Here is a 17,622-nt window from a genome sequence, read left to right as displayed (position 1 = left end):
TACAAAACCTAAAATGGGGCCATGCACAAACAACGGATAGTGGTCGGTTTAAGTGGTGGTGTCGATTCGGCCGTAACCGCGTACCTGCTCAAACAGCAAGGCCACGAGGTTATCGGCATCTTCATGAAAAACTGGGAAGACGACGATGACAGCGAGTTTTGCTCGTCGAACATCGATTTCGTGGACGCCGCAGCCGTGGCGGATGTGATTGGCATCGACATTGAGCACGTGAACTTTGCCGCCGACTACAAGGACAGGGTGTTCGCCGAATTCCTGCGTGAATACCAGGCCGGCCGCACCCCCAATCCTGATATTTTGTGCAATGCCGAAATCAAGTTCAAGGCATTTTTGGACCACGCAATGCGGCTGGGCGCCTCCAGCATCGCCACCGGCCACTACGCCCGAGTCCGCCAGAACGACGAAACCGGTCTGTATGAACTGCTGAAAGGCCTTGATCCGGCCAAAGATCAGAGCTACTTCTTGCATCGGCTGAACCAGGCGCAACTGTCAAAGACGCTCTTCCCGGTAGGCGAATTGCGCAAGACCGAAGTGCGGCGGATCGCCATGGAAATCGGACTGCCGAACGCGAAGAAAAAAGATTCCACTGGCATCTGCTTCATTGGCGAGCGACCTTTCCGCGAGTTTTTGAACCGCTACATCGCCATGGCCCCCGGTCCGATCAAGAACGACAAAGGCCGTGTCCTGGGCGAGCACGTCGGCCTGAGCTTTTACACGCTCGGTCAGCGCCAGGGCCTGGGCATTGGCGGCGTGAAAGCAAGGGGCGCGGAACTCAAGGCTGCGCAGGCGCGGGGCCAACGCGGCGTCGGCGAGCACGCGCCGTGGTTTGTCGCCCGCAAAGACCTTGAAAGCAATACGTTGTGGGTCGTGCAGGGACATGAGCACTCATGGCTCCAGTCCACCGTTCTCAGCGCCCAAACCTGCAGCTGGGTCGCTGGCGCTGCCCCCTTAACGACGTCGCTACCGGGTGTCCTGGCCGCAAAGACGCGTTATCGACAAGCGGATGCGCCCTGCGAACTGTTCAACGCCACGGCAACCGACTGCGAATTGACTTTTTCCCAACCCCAGTGGGCCGTGACGCCGGGGCAATCCGCGGTGCTTTACCAGGGTGAGGTGTGCCTGGGGGGGGGCGTGATTGCGTCAAGCAATGTTCAGAACGGCCCGGGTAGTTCGCCCGCTGCCCCGATGCCCTCCAAAGATCGCGTTTAAGTCAGCCGCGTTTAGCCACCAGCGTGAGAATGTCATAGGCCGCGACGAGTTCGCCGTCCTGGTTAGTCACCTCGACATCCCATGCAACCACTCCCTGACCGACACCCTTGGCGTCCTTCTTGTTGCGATCCGTCTTCCGCTTGCACGTCAAACGCGCACGAATCGTGTCTCCGATGCCGACGGGTTTGATGAAGCGCAGCGTGTCGAGCCCGTAGTTCGCCAGTACCGGCCCGGGTGCAGGCGACACAAATAGACCGGCTGCCGCGGACAGCACGAAGTAGCCGTGTGCAATGCGCTTACCGAAGCTGGATTCTTTCGCCGCGATCTCGTCAAAGTGCATGTAAAAGAAATCGCCCGACAAACCGCCAAAGGCCACTATATCGGCCTCGCCTACCGTGCGTCGATGAGTCAGCAGCGAGTCTCCAATTTGCAGGTCTTCAAAGTGGCGGCGGAAAGGGTGAACTTCGGACTCGCGCACCCGGGCACCGCGCACATACTCGCCCGTAACAGCCGCCAGCATCGTCGGTGAACCCTGCACGGCGGCACGCTGCAGATAGTGCTTGACTGCGCGCACGCCCCCCAGCTCCTCGCCGCCACCGGCGCGGCCTGGGCCGCCGTGTTTCAGCATGGGCAGCGGCGAACCATGGCCAGTAGACTCTGCGGCCGCTTCTGCATCGAGTACGAGTAGCCGGCCGTGCCAGGCTGCAGCCACCGGGATGGCCTTCGCGGCGATTTTCGGGTCGCGGGTAACCAGGGTTGCAACCAAGCTGCCACGTCCACGCGCAGCCAGCGCCAAGGCCTCGTCGATGCCCTCGTAAGCCATCAGCGTACTGACGGGACCGAAAGCTTCAATGTCATGCACTGCGTCATCATTCAGCGGATTGCGGCTCAATAGCAGGGTCGGCGCGAAGAAGGCGCCTTCCGCCACGCCGTCGCCGACCGGCGTGAAACCGTCGCGCGCACCGTAAACAAGCTCCGCGCTTTGAAGCAATGTCGCGACGCGCTCCGCCACGTCGGATTGCTGGTCATGCGAAGCTAACGGGCCCATGCGCACGTCGTCGCGTGCCGGGTCGCCCGCCACTATCCTGGCTAAACGCTCTTTCAGTTTGCTGGCCACCGCATCCAAATGCTGGCGCGGCACAATGGCGCGCCGGATCGCCGTACACTTTTGGCCCGCCTTGACCGTCATCTCTCGCGCCACTTCCTTGATGAAGAGATCGAACTCTGGATCGTCAGGCGTGACGTCAGGCGCCAGGATGGCGCAGTTCAGCGAGTCTGCTTCGGCATTGAAGGGAACCGAATGGCGCACCAAGTTGGGATTCACACGCAGCTTGGCCGCAGTATCGGCCGACCCGGTGAACGTGACCACATCCTGGCCGTCCAGGCGATTCAGCAGGTCACCGGTTCCGCCAATGACCAGCTGAAGACTCCCCTCGGGCAACAGGCCCGAGCGATGCATCAGTCGCACCGCCGCTTCGGTGAGATAGCTGGTGGAGGTGGCGGGTTTGCCAATGCACGGCATCCCGGCCAGAAAGCTGGGCGCAAACTTTTCCAGCAGTCCCCAAATGGGAAAGTTGAAAGCGTTGATGTGCACGGCCAGTCCGCCGCGTGGCACCAGGATGTGGGTTCCTGCAAAGCCGCCCTTTTTGCCCAGTGCCATCGCCGGCCCTTCATGCACCAGGTTGCCGGAAGGCAGCTCGTTGCTGGCGATGCTGGCGTAGGCTAACAGCGTGCCTACACCGCCTTCAATGTCGATCCAACTGTCGGCGCGGGTGGCGCCGGTATGGGCTGAAATGGCGTACAGCGTCTCCTTGTGCTCAGCCAGATACTTGGCAAGCGCTTTCAGGCGCTCTGCACGTTGTTGAAAGTCCATCGCCAACAACGCCAGCAGACCCTTGCCACGTGCAAAAGCCACCGCCTCACCGAAGTCAATCGCCTCGGCATGGGTCTGCGCCACCGGGCGCCCGTTGACGGCACTGCGCAACACCTGCCCCGCCTGTTCACCGATCCAACGGCCCGCGATAAAACTCTGAAGCGTATTTTTCATGGTATTTCTTTTAATAGGGCTCAAGCAGCAGGGGACGCCATCGCGTCCCGCTTGGCGCCAATGCCAAGGTAGGTATCGATAATTCGACCGTCGCGGAGGAGGGCTTGCGCTTCGCCGCTGAGCGCCACTGCGCCCATCTCGAGCACATAAGCGCGGTCGGCTAATTGCAACGCTGCACGCGCGTTCTGCTCCACCAGCAGTACCGAGACGCCGAGTTTGCGCAGCGAAGCCACCACCTGCAGCACTTCTCGCACGATCAGGGGCGCGAGCCCCAACGAGGGCTCGTCAAGCAGCAACAAGCGCGGTCTGGCCATTAGCGCGCGGCCTATGGCCAGCATTTGCCGCTCGCCACCCGACAACGTGGAGGCCATTTGCGCACAGCGCTCCTGCAATCGCGGAAAGATGGCGAAGACTTCCTGCATCCGTTCATGCTGGTCGCGTAATCCTTTGCGCCAGCGCGAGAAGCCGCCCAACAGCAGGTTGTCCTGGACCGACATTTCGCCAAACAATTCGCGCTTTTCGGGTACCAGCGCCACGCCGCGCGCGACCATCGCCTCAACCGTAATCCGACCAATGGGTTCACCCGCCAACCGGAGCTTGCCGGAGGAAGGAAGCAATCCCATGGCCGCGCACAGCAACGTTGTCTTGCCTGCGCCATTGGGCCCAATAACCGTCACGATTTCGCCTTCTTGGACAACCAGCTCAACGCGATGCACCGCCTCCACCGTCCCGTAGGAAACGCAGAAATCATGCAACTCAAGTACCGGCTGACTCATGCTGCGGCCTCCTCAAAATCGTCGCTGCCACCGAGATAGGCATCCAGTACAAGCGGGTTGACCTGAACCTCTGCCGGCGTGCCGGTGGCAATCACCGAACCAAACTCAAGAACCGTGATGCGGTCGGCAAGATTCATGACGAACTCCATGTCGTGCTCCACCACCAAGATGCCAACGCCCTCGGCACGCAACTGTTTTAGCAGCGTCGCAAGCGCCCGTTTTTCAAGGTGCCGCAGGCCGGCAGCGGGCTCGTCCAGCAGCAACACCGCAGGTTGACTGGCAAGTGCCCTCGCAATCTCTATCACGCGTTGTTGTCCCAGGGCCAGGGAAGCAGCTGGGGCATCCGCATGGGCCGCGAGACCGCAACGTTCAATTTGTCGCCGCGCCTCATGTCGCAAGGCGGCCTCCTGCGCGCGGTCGAGTCGCAGCATCGATGCCAGCCAACCGCTATGACCACGACGGTGGGTACCGAGCGCCACGTTCTCCAGTACGCTGCGGTGGCCCAACAGGCGGACATGCTGGAAGGTCCGGCTTAAACCCAGTAGCGCGAAGTCACGTGCCGGCTTGCCGTTCATGGCCTGGCCCATCAGTATGACATCGCCCGAGGTGGGGTCGTCCACGCCCGAAATCATGTTGAAAAAAGTACTCTTGCCGGCCCCGTTAGGGCCAATCAGCGCGTGAACCTCGCCTGCTTTGACCGCCATCGTGACGGCATTGTTGGCGATGAGGCCACCAAAGCGCTTTGTGACCACACGGGCCTCAAGAACCACCTCGCCAACCGGGGGCAGCGCACGCTGAGCCAGCGGCGCAGCAGCGACTGGGTTCGGTGGACTGTCGGGTTTCAAAAACCGCTGCGCCAATCGCGCCAAAGCGGGCCAGAGCCCGTCTGCAAAGCGCTGAAGGACGAACAGCATCAACAGGCCGAACACAATCCCCTCGAAATTACCGGTCGCGCCCAGCAATTTCGGCAACACGTCTTGCAATTGCGCCTTGAGCAGCGTAATCAGTGCGGCGCCCAGCACCGCGCCCCACAGATGACCAGCGCCCCCCACCACGACCATGAACAGGAACTCGATGCCGATATGAAGATTAAACGGCGTCGGGTTCACGAAGCGCTGCAGATGCGCGTAAAACCATCCCGAGACGGCCGCCATAAGCGCCGCAAGTACAAAAACCTTGACCCGGTAGCGACCGCTATCTACTCCCATCGATTCGGCCATGACGCGGCTGGTTTTAAGGGCGCGCAGAGCCCGCCCTTCGCGCGAGTCAAGCAGGTTGTGTAGCGCCCACAGGGAAAGCAACAGCGCCGCCCAAATGACCAGCCCCAAGCCTCGCGGCGAGGCAAGCGACACGCCGGCCACCACGAGGGGCGGCACGCCGGCGATGCCGGTGTAGCCCCCTAGGGCCTCAATGTTGCCGAATAAATAATACAAACTCAACCCCCACGCAATGGTGCCCAAGGGTAAATAATGGCCGGACAACTTCAGCGTGATACTACCGAGCACCCAGGCAACGGCGAAGGTCAGCAGCAGGCCGAGCAGCAACCCGAACCACGGCAGCAGAACGGGCACTGCAAAACCGCCCAGGGTGTCTGCGACGGCCGGAGAGGTGCACACCCAGGCCGTGGCATAAGCGCCAATGCCGACGAAGGCCGCTTGGCCGAACGAGGTCATGCCACCCACGCCGGTGAGCATGACCAGGCCTGCGGCTACCAACGCATACAAACCAATGTAGTTGAGCAAGGTGATGCTGTAATCCGGCAGCCAGCCCCATGCGAGCGCCAGTGCTGCGACAAAAAGGACAGTGAGTCGACGGCGCGTCATTCCTCATCCTCCACGTGGTGGCTGCGCAATGAGCGCCACAACAGCACCGGGATGATCAAGGTAAAAACCAGCACTTCCTTGAAAGGACTGGCCCAAAAGGAGGCGAACGCCTCAAGCTGACCGACCAGCAAGGCGCCCGCCAGCGCCAGCGGGTAGCTCGCCAGCCCGCCCACGATGGCGGCCACAAAACCCTTTAGCCCGATGAGAAAACCGGTGTCGTAGTACATCGTGGTTAACGGGGCGATCAGCAAGCCACACACCGCGCCAATAAAGCCCGCCAGCGCAAAGCTCACGTCGCCCGCCAACTCGGTGGGAATACCCATCAGCCGCGCACCGACCCGGTTCATGGCCGTGGCGCGCAAGGCTTTGCCAATGAGGGTGCGTCCAAAAAATAGAAACATCGCCGTGACCAGGCCGAACGCGACCCCCACCACGACCAGTGATTGCCCCGTGATCGTCAGTCCACCCCACTCAAAATGCAGCTCGGAAAACGCCGAGGTACGGGAACCTTCAGCACCAAAAAACAGCAATCCCAAGCCGACCAACACCCCATCCAACGCTACCGACACGATGAGCAGCATCAGTACCGTCGCGTCAACAAGCGGTCGATATGCCAGCCGGTACAAAAGTGGCCCCAAAGGCGTTACGAGCAGGAGTGTCGCCATCGTTTGCATCACCAGCGACGTCGGGCGGAGCAAAACAAGGGCGCACGCAGCGCCCGGAAGAAGCACCGTCCAAACAAGGGTCGAGGGCCAGTCTACAAGCACTCCGCGCCGCCAGCGCCAGGCCTCGACCACCAGCGCCAAACCCGCCAGCGTGAGGACCAGCCACAGCGTCGCCGGCACCCCTCCTGCTTGCAGCGCTGCCATCGACAACGCGGCGTACGCCACCAATTCGCCTTGCGGGATAAAGATGATGCGGGTCACGGAAAACACGAGCACCAAAGCCAGCGCCATCATGCCGTAGACCGCGCCATTGACGAGACCGTCTTGCGCAAGCAGCATAGCGATCTGCAAATCCATAGTCGATTCCAGTTGAGGGACGCTAGCGCCCTGGATAAAAAATACGCGGCCCACCCGGCTCAAATTCGGGGTGGTCCGCGCACATCAGGAAGTGGCCTTCAGGGCTGATATTTCCAAGCTCCGTTTTCGATTTTCACCATCACACGAGCGCGCTGGTCCAACCCTAAATGGTCGGTGCTGGACATGGTGAAGATCCCGTGTGCACCGGCAAGCTCCTTGACCTGTTCAAGCGCGTCGCGCAGCGCGATGCGGAACTCGACAGTTCCTGGCCGCGCCTTCTTCAGAGCTTGCGGTATGGCCGCGGCCATCAGCAGGCCGGCATCCCAGGCATGCGCACCAAAAGTGGACACCGAGTTCTTGCCATGCACAGCCTCGTAGGCAGTGACGTAGGCTGCTGCCGATTTTTTCAGTGGGTTTCCCGCGGGCAGCTGGTCAACCACCAGTACGGGACCAGCGGGTAAAAAGGTGCCTTCGACATCTTTACCGCCGACGCGCAGGAAGTCTGCGTTGGCAACACCGTGAGTCTGGTACACCTTACCGGTATAGCCGCGCTCCTTCAGCGCCTTTTGCGGCAGCGCAGCCGGCGTTCCAGAACCCGCGATCAGCACCGCATCGGGCTTGGCGCTGATGGTCTTGAGAACCTGCCCGGTGACGGACGTATCGGTGCGGGCATAGCGCTCGCTGCCGACGATCTTCAGTTTTTTCAACGCCGCCGCCTTGCTGAACTCCTGAAACCAGCCTTCACCGTACGCGTCGGCAAAGCCGATGAACGCCACGGTTTTGATGCCATGGTTGGCCATGTGCTCGGCGATGGCCAGTGACATCATGATGTCGTTTTGCGGCGTCTTGAAGACCCAGCGCTTCTTCGCGTCTTGCGGCTCGACGATGCGCGCTGAGGCGGCCATCGAGATCATCGGTGTCTGCGCTTCGGCCACCACATCGATCATAGCCAGCGAATTTGGCGTGGTGGTTGAACCGAGAATGATGTCGACCTTGCTTTCGGTGATGAGCTTGCGCGCATTGCTCACGGCGCCGGTGGTGTCGGAGGCGTCGTCGAGCACGATGTAATTAATCTTTTGCCCCGCGATCATCTTGGGCATCAGCGCAATCGTGTTCTTCTCGGGAATTCCCAACGAGGCGGCGGGACCGGTGGCGGATACGGTCACTCCGACATTGATATCGGCATGGGTCACCGTGCTGGCCAGCAGCGCGGCAACCAAGGCAAGCGGCGTGATAATTTTCATGAGTTGTCTCCAGTAATAGTTAGGGGAACGTGAATAAAGTTAGGAGAATAACGGACTCTATTTAATGCAGGCTGAAAGCTGTTGCGACGGCGTCACCGCGCCGAGTCCACCCAGAAATAGATCGGCAACGATAGGCGCCATGATGTCGTAGTCGAGTTCGCCGCCGGGTTTCATCCAGGTGAACATCCAGTTAATCATTCCGAACAGCAACATGGTCAGTGGTTTGGTCAGCAAGGCCGCCGTCAACTCGGGCCGCAGTCCCCCCACCGCGAAAGAAAATCCAGCGACGACCTCGCGCTCCTTGCTGAGGACCCGTTCGCGATCCTCGGGCTTGAGAAACCTTACATCCTCAGTCAGCACGCGATGAGCGTCCTGCGCGTCGGCGTATTCTTCAACAATGCGACGAATCAATTCACGCATCTTCTGCTCAGGAGTCAAGGCCTCGCTGGTCACTTCGACCACCAGCGCCTGGAGTTTTGACACATGATCGTCGGCGATGCTCACAAGCAGGGTGTACTTGTCGCGGTAGTAGTGGTAGAGCGTCGCTTTGGAAAGTCCGCACGCCTCGGCCACCTGATTCATTGAAGTGGCGGGGTAACCTCTTCGCGCGAACAGGTGCGCCGCCGCTAGCAGAATCTTCTCGCGTTGATCGTCGTATCCAGCAGCACGTCCACGGGCCATTACTTTAGCCTTTCAGCGTTCATCGTTCATCGTTCATCGAACGACAGTACAACGCGCTCTGTCAGAGGATGCGCCTGGCACGTCAGGACGAATCCGGCGGCCACCTCGTTTTTATCGAGTGCAAAGTTACGCTCCATGCGCACTTCGCCTTCGAGCAGCTTGGCCCGACAGGTGCCGCACACCCCCGAAGTGCAAGAGAAGGGCACTTCGAGGCCCGCTGCGGTGGCGCAATCCAGGATGCTGGGCTGGTCTTTTCGGAACTCTATCTCGCGCCGCAGGCCGTCGCGGATGATCACCACGCGAGCCACTTCTGCATCGCCTGGCTTGGCTTCGTGGATCACCGCACCGACCTGATCGGCGGGCTGCTGGGCAACGCCGAAGCGCTCGATGTGAATGTTCTCCTCGGGAACTCCGGCGGCGAGTAATGCCGCCTCCGCCTCGTCGTTCATCTGGAACGGCCCGCAGATGTAGACGTGGTCTATGTTGTCGGCCTGCACAACGTTTCCCAGGAATTCTCCAATCTTTTCGCGGTTCATCATGCCGCGGTTCAGCAGCGCATCGGTCTGCTCGTCTGAGAATACATGGTGCAACACGAGGCGTGACATGTATTGATTTTTCAGGTCTTCAAGCTCTTCCTTGAACATCGTTGACCTGAGCTGCCGGTTTCCGTAAATGAGCGTAAATTGGCTGTGGGGTTCCCGCGCCAGCACGGTCTTCATGATCGACAAAATAGGCGTAATTCCGCTACCCCCGGCAATACCCATGTGATGCCGGTGCGAAGAAGGGTCAAGCGGCACGAAGAAGCGGCCCTGCGGAGCCATGACTTGAATAGTGTCTCCGGGTCGCAGGCTCGAATTGATCCAGTTAGAGAACACGCCGCCCCGGACCTTGCGCACGCCGACTCTTAGCTCCGCATCATCGACGCCTGCGCAGATAGAGTAAGAACGGCGCAAATCCTGGCCATCTATTTCGGTGCGCAGGGTCAGGTACTGCCCTTGCGTAAAACCGAATACCGTCCGCAGCGCCACCGGAACATCGAATGAGACGATCACGGCCTCCGGTGTGTCGGCCTGCACCGAACGAACAGACAAGGGATGAAAAATGATACTCATGACGAACCCGGTTGAATCTTGTGAAGTAGCGTTAGATCGGCTTGAAATATTCGAAGGGCTCGAGGCACGACAGGCATCGGTACAAAGATTTGCACGCCGTGGAGCCGAAAGCCGACAGCTGCGTCGTATCGGTACTCGCACAGCGCGGGCAGGCTATCTTTGGCTGCGAGGCCGTACGACGGCTGATGAATCGCACCGGAACGGCCTCGCCGGCGGTCACCGGACCCGGCGGCGCAATGCCGTAGTCGCGCAGCTTGCGCTTGCCTTCAGCACTGATCCAGTCAGTGGTCCAGGCAGGAGCCCGTTGAAGCCGAACGCGGGCCGGCCCGAGCCCCGCGACCGCAATAGCCTCCAACACATTGCGTTCGATCAGCTCGGTGGCGGGGCAGCCCGAATAAGTCGGCGTGAGCACAATTTCGAGCATGCTGTCGAATGCCTCACCCTGCGGCAACAGCTCGCGCACGATGCCCAGATCGCAGACCGACAGCGCCGGCACTTCGGGGTCAAGCACCGTGCCCAGCACGGCCCAGGCTTGAGCAATTCGCTGATCACCGCAGACTGACGCTGTGGCGCTCACCACACTCCCCCCGGATAAGCGCGCTGCAGATACTGCATTTCAGACAGGATGTGGCCCATGTGTTCACTGTGTTGCCCGCGCTTGCCGGTGCTGCAGAATGCCGTGTCCGGCGGCAAGGCGAGGCCGGCCTCGTCGAGCAGTGCCGTCATGTCGGCGAGCCAGGGCGCGCGCAGCTCGGACCAGCGCGGCCCAAGCCCGGATGCGGCGGCATGGTCGTCGATCGCATCGGCCACAAACAGTTCGGGCGTGTAGCGCCAGAGCTGAATCAGCGCCGCCTCAATCCGCTGCCGCGATTCGGGCGTGCCGTCACCCAATCGCACCACCCAGTCGCCGGCATGCTGCTGGTGGTAGCGCGCTTCCTTGACCGCCTTGCCGGCAATCGCCGCCAGTTCGGGATCGGTCGAACTGGCCAGGCTTTGCCACGCCAGTTTCAGGAAGGTGGCGACCATCGCATTGCGCAGCACGGTGAAAGCAAAGTCCCCGCATGGCAGCTCGACCATGGTCACGTTTAAATAGTCGCGCTCTTCGCGCAAGAAGGCGAGTTGGTCTTCGTCATGGGCTTGGCCGCCGATCTGCCCCGCATGCGTGAGCAGTGCGCGGGCCTGGCCAATTAAATCAAGCGCTGTGTTGGTCAGTGCAATGTCTTCTTCCAGGATCGGCGCGTGACCGCACCACTCGCCCAGGCGCTGACCGAGGATCAGGCAGGTGTCGGCCAGGCGCAGCACATATTGCGCTGCCGGGTCGCGACTCGGTTGGATCGATGTCTGCATCAGGCGGCTCACATGTGGTTCACGGATTCGGGCAGGGCGTAGAAGGTCGGGTGGCGGTACACCTTATCTTCCATGGGGTCGAAGTACATGGCTTTATCGTGCGGATCGCTGGCCACGATTTGATCGGAGCGCACGACCCACAGGCTGCTGCCTTCCTGGCGCCGCGTGTACACGTCGCGCGCGAGCTGGATCGCCATCTTGCCATCCGTCGCGTGCAGACTACCGCAGTGTTTGTGGTCCAGGCCGGCCTTGGTACGCACGAATACTTCCCACAGCGGCCATTCGGTTTTGCTGGTCATATTGCTTTCCTTTGATCTTTACTATTAGGCGGCCTGCTGGACAACGGTGCGCTTGCTGGCATGGGCCAGCGCCGCCTCGCGCACCCAGGCGCCGTCTTCCCAAGCCTTGACGCGCGCATTCAGACGTTCGCTGTTGCAGGGCCCGTCGCCACCGACGACGCGCCAGAACTCCGACCAATCTATCGTTCCGTGGTCATAGTGCTGACGTTGCTCGTTCCACTTCAAATCGGGGTCGGGCAGCGTGATGCCGAGCACCTTGGCCTGCTCGACCGTTGCGTCGATGAACTTCTGGCGCAACTCATCGTTGCTGATGCGTTTGATGCCCCAGCGCATGGACTGCGCGGTGTTGGGCGACTGGTCATCGGGCGGGCCAAACATCATGATCGAGGGCCACCACCAACGGTTGACCGTTTCTTGCACCATGGCGCGCTGTGCCTCCGTGCCTTGCTGCATCATCGTCAACAAGGCCTCGAAACCCTGGCGCTGGTGAAAGCTTTCCTCGCGGCAAATGCGGATCATGGCGCGCGCATAGGGCGCATACGAACAGCGGCAGATCGGCACCTGGTTCATGATCGCCGCACCGTCCACCAACCAGCCGATGGTTCCCATGTCGGCCCAGGTCAACGTGGGGTAATTGAAGATGGAGCTGTATTTGGCCTTGCCGGTGTGCAAGGCGTCGAGCAGTTGATCGCGCGAAGTGCCCAGTGTTTCGGCGGCGGCGTACAGGTACAGGCCGTGCCCGCCTTCGTCCTGCACCTTGGCCAGCAGAATGGCCTTGCGCTTAAGCGTGGGCGCTCGCGTGATCCAGTTGCCCTCGGGCAACATGCCGACAATCTCTGAATGGGCGTGCTGGCTGATCTGCCGCACCAGCGTCTTGCGATAGTGCTCCGGCATCCAGTCCTTGGCTTCGATGAAGTCTCCGTCGTCGATTCGCGCCTCGAAGCGCTGCTCGAGGACCATTTCTTCAGCCGATCGAACGGCCTTCCTGCCGTCGCCGGGCTCGGCGACCAGAGTATCCATTGCTTGCGTGTACATATGCGGTTCCTTTCCTTCTACATTGAGGGGTGGCGGGGGCGCGAATCAATCACGCGTCTGGCCTTTCCGGTCAGCGTGCGTTGAATGGATTCTGGAGAAAGCACCAGCACCCGGGTTGAGATGCCGACGCGGGTTTTGATGCGCTGCTGCACCCAGGCGCTGATCTCGCCTAGCTCGTTTTCGCTTAATGCATCAGCGGCGGGCTGTGTTTCGCAGAGCACCTCGACCTGGTCGAGCGGGCCTTCCCGACTGACGAGGATTTGATACTGCCCCGACAACTTGGCGTGTTCCAGGACAATTTCCTCAATCTGCGTCGGGAATACGTTCACACCGCGAATGATCAGCATGTCGTCGCTGCGCCCCACAATCTTGCCCATGCGGCGAAATGCGCGCGCAGTCGGCGGCAGCAGGCGCGTCAGGTCGCGGGTGCGATAGCGAATGATCGGCAACGCCTCCTTGGTCAGCGAGGTGAACACCAGTTCGCCCTCGACGCCATCGGGCAATACCTCGCCGGTCAGGGGATCGATGATCTCCGGGTAAAAGTGGTCCTCCCAGATCACAGGACCATCCTTGGTCTCGATGCACTCGCTGGCCACGCCCGGGCCCATCACCTCGGATAGGCCGTAGATATCGACCGCATCAATACCGGCCTTGACCTCAAGATCGCGGCGCATGGCTTCGGTCCAGGGTTCTGCGCCGAAGATGCCGATTTTCAGGGAGCTGGCAGTCGGATCGAGCCCCTGACGCACGAACTCCTCGATGATCACCTGCATATAGCTGGGGGTGACCATGATGATGTCGGGCTTAAAGTCCTGAATCAGCTGCACCTGCTTTTCGGTCTGTCCGCCGGACATTGGGATCACCGTGCAGCCAGCGCGCTCGGCACCGTAATGGGCTCCGAGTCCCCCCGTGAATAAGCCGTAGCCGTAAGCGATCTGCACCATGTCGCCGGCGCGCCCACCGGCGGCGCGAATCGAACGCGCCACCAGGTTCGCCCAGGTGTCGATGTCGTTCTTCGTGTAGCCCACCACCGTCGGCTTGCCGGTGGTGCCCGACGAGGCATGAATACGCGACACCTGGGTGCGCGGCACAGCGAACAGGCCGAACGGATAGTTGTCGCGCAGATCCTTCTTGACGGTGAAGGGGAACTTGGACAGATCGCTCAGCTGCTGGAGATCACTCGGGTGAACGCCCTTGCGCTCAAATGCCTGGCGATAGTGCGGTACGTGCTCATAGGCCCGTTGCAAGGTCTCCCGCAAACGCTGCAGCTGGAGGGCGGTAATTTCATCGCGGCTGGCGGTTTCAATCGGCTCAAGGTCGCCGGGGGCGGGTCGGTGAACAGGCATCAAATAGTCTCCTCGATGGTCAAGTGGCGACTGCCGACTTGCCTTTAATGGTGTAAGAGCGTCCCCGGAACACGGCCAGCCGTTCGTCCCGCTGGTTGAAAATATCCGCGTCGTAAACGCCGGTGCGGCCCGCTTTGGACACCTCGGTGCAGCGTGCGGTCAGCACATCGCCACAGCGCGCCGGGGCCATCAAATCGATGCTGAAGCCCGACGCCACAGTCAGTTCGTTATACGAGTTGCAAGCAAAGGCAAAGGCAGAATCCGCCAGTGCCGCGATAAAGCCGCCGTGGCAAGTCTGGTGGCCGTTGAGCATGTCATCGCGCACCGTCATCACCACCGTTGCGCTGCCGGGCGACACTTCAAGCACTTGCATGCCCAAGCCCTTCGAGGCACGGTCGTTGGCAAACATGCCGTCGCGCACCGCATCGGCCACTTCTTGCGGCGAACGCTCATTCATGGCGCACTACCCCGGGTGCGAGTGGGACCAGCCAGCGCGCAGACGCAGCGCAGGTGATCGAGGTATCGGTGAGGCGGTAATGGGTCATAACGCCGTTCAACGATCAACAAATCGAGGTTGACGCTTCGCAGCAAATGCGGCCACCCCTTCGCGGTAGTCGTCCGCGTGGCCAAGCTTGCGCTGAATCTGCGCCTCTTCGGCAAGCGCTTCGTCCAAGGTGAGTCGTTGCGCGCCATCGATGGCTTGCCGCGTGGCAACCAGTGCCTGGGTCGGCATCGCGGCGAGACGCTGAGCGAGCGTCTGCGCCTCGTCGGCCAGTGCAGCATCGTCCACGCACTTCCAGATCAGGCCGATGCGCTCGGCGTCCGCCGCACTGAGCTTGTCCCCCAAAAGGGTCAAGCCCAAGGCGCGCCCGCGGCCTACGAGGCGCGGCAACAGCCAGGTGCCACCAGTGTCGGGAATCAGTCCGATCTTGCTGAAGGCCTGAATAAAGCTCGCCGAGCGAGCGCCAATGACCACGTCGCAGTTGAGCGCCAGATTGGCCCCGGCACCAGCGGCAACGCCGTTGACGGCGGCCACCACGGGAACCGGCATGCGCTGCAGGCGCAGTACCAAAGGCGCGTAAAACCGCTCGATCACAAGCCCCAGGTCCTTGGCGCTTGCGCCCGGCGCAGTGTCCGGTGCGACGCTCGGGTCGGCCAGATCCTGTCCGGCGCAAAACCCCCGACCAGAGCCAGTCAGCAGCACGCAGCGAACCGCCACGTCATGCGCGGCCTGATCCAGCGCAGCCAGTAGTTGCTCGTGCATCGCCGCGGTGAAGCTGTTGAGGGCGTCCGGACGGTTCAACGTCAGCAGTCGCACCGCACCAGACTGCGACGACAGAATCAGGGCTTCAGTCATTAAGTTCCTAAAAACAAGCCGGTTCTCGCATCGTTGATTTAGCGCAACTATTATTGACCGACCGTTCGGTTGACTGTACTATCTTTGATCCATTTGACGCAAGTCAAAACAACTACGTACAAACCCTTGACTCAATCGCGCGCCGCGGTCCGTTTTGCGCCATCGGGAACAACTGGTCCAACCCAAAGGAGACTGCAGATGCCTTGCTATTCCATCGAAGACGTGGTGCCGGTGGTCGATCCGACGGCCTATGTGCATCCAACGGCGGTGCTGATTGGCGACGTGATCGTCGGCCCGAATTGCTACGTCGGCCCGTGTGCATGTCTTCGCGGCGACTTTGGTCGCATCGTCCTCAAAACCGGTGCAAACATTCAAGATACCTGCGTCATTCACGGCTTCCCCAACCAGGACACGGTGGTGGAAGAGAACGGGCATATCGGTCACGGCGCGGTGCTGCACAGTTGCATCGTGCGGCGCGATGCGCTCGTCGGCATGAATGCCGTGATCATGGACGAAGCCGAAGTCGGCGAAGAGGCGATCGTCACTGCCTGCGCGTTCGTTCCCGCCGGCATGAAGATCCCCGCGCGCAGCCTTGCTGCGGGCATTCCGGCGAAAGTCCTGCGTACGTTGAAGGACGAAGAAGTTGCCTGGAAGCTGGCAGGCACGCGGACCTACCAAGACCTGACAAAGCGCTGCCTGCGCTCTTTGCGAGAAACGGCACCGCGGCAGCAAGTCGAGGCGGATCGGCCACGTCTCCAATCCTCTGCCGTTCAATCGTTGATCGCGACCAAACGAGGCGCCGAACGCCATGACTGAGGCAACCCTGCTGATGTGATAGAACCGAGCCGCAGTCGCCTGCTTCCCTGCAGGACAGCCGCGCCGAAACCGGTTGGCAACCCGCCTCTTTTCACCTGAAGTCGGCTTGGGAGGACCTGAACTTTGACTTGCTCAGGCTTGAAACCAAGCAGAAGGGGCGCTACTCGTTGCCGATCAAATTGCAGTTGAGGACGTCTAATCGCAGGACTCTTTGAACGCCTGTCTCAGAGCCTCAAAACGCCGACTCGACGTAGGTATAGATGTAGTTGGAGCCGCCGTTGACGTTGCCCAGCAGGCGCGATGCTCTGAAAATACCGGACCGGTGGGATACGCCAAAGCCGACGTAGGTTTCCTTCAGAGCGCGCGAACCCAGCACGTCGCCCAAACTCACGTCGAGGGTTGGGTCGAGGTATTGCAACAGACGCGAAGCCAGTTCACCATTGGCGGCTTGGCTGGAAGCCTCGATGTAGGGAACCCGCTGGGCCAGCGAAACGCCCATGCCCAGACCCAGCCGTGTCTTGACCCGGTCGCGCCAGGGGAAACCAGAATAGAACGCCTTCATAAAGAGATCCAATTGCAGGCCGTTGGCTTGCAAGCCCCGGTCGTCGTGGTACATCAGCCCCATATAGCCGACCACATCGACGGGCCAACCATTGAGGTTCTGGATGAAGGGCCTGCCCACCTGGACCCCGGCAATGCTGGTCGGGTTAACGGTGGCCGTCGAGAGGCAGCGCGCCGTGATGATCTTCGCCAAGTGGCAACCGTCTTCGGTGGCTTTGCCGTAGAGCAGCTTGACGTAGGTGGGCGAGCTTTCTTTCCCCCACTCGCGCTCAAGGCTGCCGAAGTCATAGGCCGCGCCTACATAAATGCCGGGGAGCACGCGCCTTTGCACGATGGGACTGCTTTTGATCTGATTACTCAGTACGGTGGCAGATACGCCTGCAAGCAGCCGCCAGTGCTGTGACATATCGTAAGAGCCGTACAGCCCGGCCGTCGTGTTGATGCCGGCGCCGGGCGCATACGCGGGACGATCGGGCGTGGCTTCGCCGGCTCGCACGCCGTAGTAATAATTGTTGAGCTTGGCATCCCGCACCGCGACGGTCAGACTGGGACGCAGCATCCAGGGGCCAGATCGCCATTCACGCGTGTAGCCCAAGCGCAACTCCGTGCCTTGGGAGGTATTTCCTACATCGTGCAACAGCTCGGCTTGCAAGGTCCCCCAGGGCTGGCGGTAACGGTAAGCCAGCCCCAGGTCCATACCCGAATTGCGCGGGACCATACCCGCGAGGCTGGCGGGCGGGCGGGTTGTCGGAAAACCTTCCAGGCGTCGCTCCACAAACAGATCCAGCCGCGGCTGGTTGCCATTGAGCAGCTTCACACCAACCCGGTTGGCATGCAGAAAAAGCCGCTCGCCTTCGTAAAGATACAGCGGCAACAAGTCGTAGCGAGTGCCCGCCTCGCGGTACGGCGATAACTCAAAACTCGTTACA

General features: G+C 61.0%; 17 protein-coding genes. 2 read left to right on the top strand and 15 right to left on the bottom strand.

The features are described from left to right. Positions 1–21 precede the first annotated feature (21 nt). On the top strand, positions 22–1,227 hold the full coding sequence (gene mnmA / locus HHJ16_RS13790; protein ID WP_296901479.1) for a tRNA 2-thiouridine(34) synthase MnmA: 1,206 nt from the start codon (positions 22–24) through the stop codon (positions 1,225–1,227). A gap of 1 nt (position 1,228) precedes the next feature. Here the strand turns inward: mnmA and paaZ are convergent, their stop codons facing one another. From paaZ to paaG, 14 genes are all read right to left on the bottom strand, one after another. Next, a complete protein-coding gene (gene paaZ / locus HHJ16_RS13785) occupies positions 1,229–3,274 on the bottom strand; it encodes a phenylacetic acid degradation bifunctional protein PaaZ (protein WP_296901477.1) in 2,046 nt (681 codons plus the stop codon). Between the two features lie 20 nt (positions 3,275–3,294). Next, on the bottom strand, positions 3,295–4,050 hold the full coding sequence (locus HHJ16_RS13780) for an ABC transporter ATP-binding protein (RefSeq protein WP_296901476.1): 756 nt from the start codon (positions 4,048–4,050) through the stop codon (positions 3,295–3,297). After that, positions 4,047–5,873 carry a branched-chain amino acid ABC transporter ATP-binding protein/permease gene (locus HHJ16_RS13775; RefSeq protein WP_296901475.1) on the bottom strand — a complete coding sequence of 609 codons (1,827 nt, stop codon included), beginning with the start codon at positions 5,871–5,873 and terminating at the stop codon, positions 4,047–4,049. The genes HHJ16_RS13780 and HHJ16_RS13775 overlap by 4 nt, the downstream gene beginning before the upstream one ends. Continuing rightward, positions 5,870–6,895 (bottom strand): branched-chain amino acid ABC transporter permease, encoded by a 1,026-nt coding sequence (locus tag HHJ16_RS13770; RefSeq protein ID WP_296901473.1) that lies wholly within the window; start codon positions 6,893–6,895, stop codon positions 5,870–5,872. The genes HHJ16_RS13775 and HHJ16_RS13770 overlap by 4 nt, the downstream gene beginning before the upstream one ends. A gap of 98 nt (positions 6,896–6,993) precedes the next feature. Beyond that, positions 6,994–8,139 (bottom strand): ABC transporter substrate-binding protein, encoded by a 1,146-nt coding sequence (locus HHJ16_RS13765; protein ID WP_296901472.1) that lies wholly within the window; start codon positions 8,137–8,139, stop codon positions 6,994–6,996. A 57-nt stretch (positions 8,140–8,196) separates the two neighbouring features. Next, positions 8,197–8,820, bottom strand: coding sequence for a TetR/AcrR family transcriptional regulator (locus HHJ16_RS13760; protein WP_296901471.1), 624 nt, complete (start codon positions 8,818–8,820; stop codon positions 8,197–8,199). 26 nt (positions 8,821–8,846) lie between these two features. Continuing rightward, positions 8,847–9,932 (bottom strand): 1,2-phenylacetyl-CoA epoxidase subunit PaaE, encoded by a 1,086-nt coding sequence (gene paaE / locus HHJ16_RS13755; RefSeq protein WP_296901470.1) that lies wholly within the window; start codon positions 9,930–9,932, stop codon positions 8,847–8,849. A 31-nt stretch (positions 9,933–9,963) separates the two neighbouring features. Continuing rightward, on the bottom strand, positions 9,964–10,509 hold the full coding sequence (gene paaD, locus HHJ16_RS13750) for a 1,2-phenylacetyl-CoA epoxidase subunit PaaD (protein ID WP_296901468.1): 546 nt from the start codon (positions 10,507–10,509) through the stop codon (positions 9,964–9,966). After that, the gene (gene paaC / locus HHJ16_RS13745; RefSeq protein ID WP_296901466.1) at positions 10,506–11,279 is read right to left on the bottom strand and encodes a 1,2-phenylacetyl-CoA epoxidase subunit PaaC; all 774 of its coding nucleotides are present in this window, start codon (positions 11,277–11,279) and stop codon (positions 10,506–10,508) included. Before paaC ends, paaD begins: the two co-directional genes overlap by 4 nt. An 8-nt stretch (positions 11,280–11,287) precedes the next feature. Beyond that, positions 11,288–11,578: a 1,2-phenylacetyl-CoA epoxidase subunit PaaB gene (paaB, locus tag HHJ16_RS13740; RefSeq protein WP_296901465.1), complete on the bottom strand. Its 291-nt coding sequence runs from the start codon at positions 11,576–11,578 to the stop codon at positions 11,288–11,290. A gap of 24 nt (positions 11,579–11,602) precedes the next feature. Then, entirely contained in the window at positions 11,603–12,613 is a 1,011-nt protein-coding gene (paaA, locus tag HHJ16_RS13735) for a 1,2-phenylacetyl-CoA epoxidase subunit PaaA (RefSeq protein WP_296901463.1), read from the bottom strand. A gap of 17 nt (positions 12,614–12,630) precedes the next feature. After that, positions 12,631–13,959, bottom strand: a complete 1,329-nt coding sequence (gene paaK / locus HHJ16_RS13730; RefSeq protein ID WP_296901462.1) for a phenylacetate--CoA ligase PaaK — start codon at positions 13,957–13,959, stop codon at positions 12,631–12,633. A gap of 19 nt (positions 13,960–13,978) precedes the next feature. Next, complete coding sequence (gene paaI / locus HHJ16_RS13725; RefSeq protein ID WP_296901461.1) at positions 13,979–14,416, bottom strand: hydroxyphenylacetyl-CoA thioesterase PaaI; 438 nt, start codon at positions 14,414–14,416, stop codon at positions 13,979–13,981. 96 nt (positions 14,417–14,512) lie between these two features. Next, a complete protein-coding gene (paaG, locus tag HHJ16_RS13720) occupies positions 14,513–15,316 on the bottom strand; it encodes a 2-(1,2-epoxy-1,2-dihydrophenyl)acetyl-CoA isomerase PaaG (RefSeq protein WP_296901459.1) in 804 nt (267 codons plus the stop codon). Between the two features lie 198 nt (positions 15,317–15,514). On the opposite strand from paaG, the gene HHJ16_RS13715 reads away from it, so the two are divergent. Beyond that, a complete protein-coding gene (locus HHJ16_RS13715; protein ID WP_296901458.1) occupies positions 15,515–16,132 on the top strand; it encodes a transferase hexapeptide repeat family protein in 618 nt (205 codons plus the stop codon). Positions 16,133–16,364: 232 nt separating this feature from the next. Here the strand turns inward: HHJ16_RS13715 and HHJ16_RS13710 are convergent. Then, positions 16,365–17,622: MipA/OmpV family protein (locus HHJ16_RS13710; RefSeq protein WP_296901457.1), on the bottom strand; the 1,258-nt coding region annotated here is incomplete at its 5' end.

This window comes from Polaromonas sp. (assembly GCF_012927485.1).
Lineage (GTDB): Bacteria > Pseudomonadota > Gammaproteobacteria > Burkholderiales > Burkholderiaceae_C > Polaromonas.
This window is presented reverse-complemented; position numbering and strand designations above follow the sequence as displayed.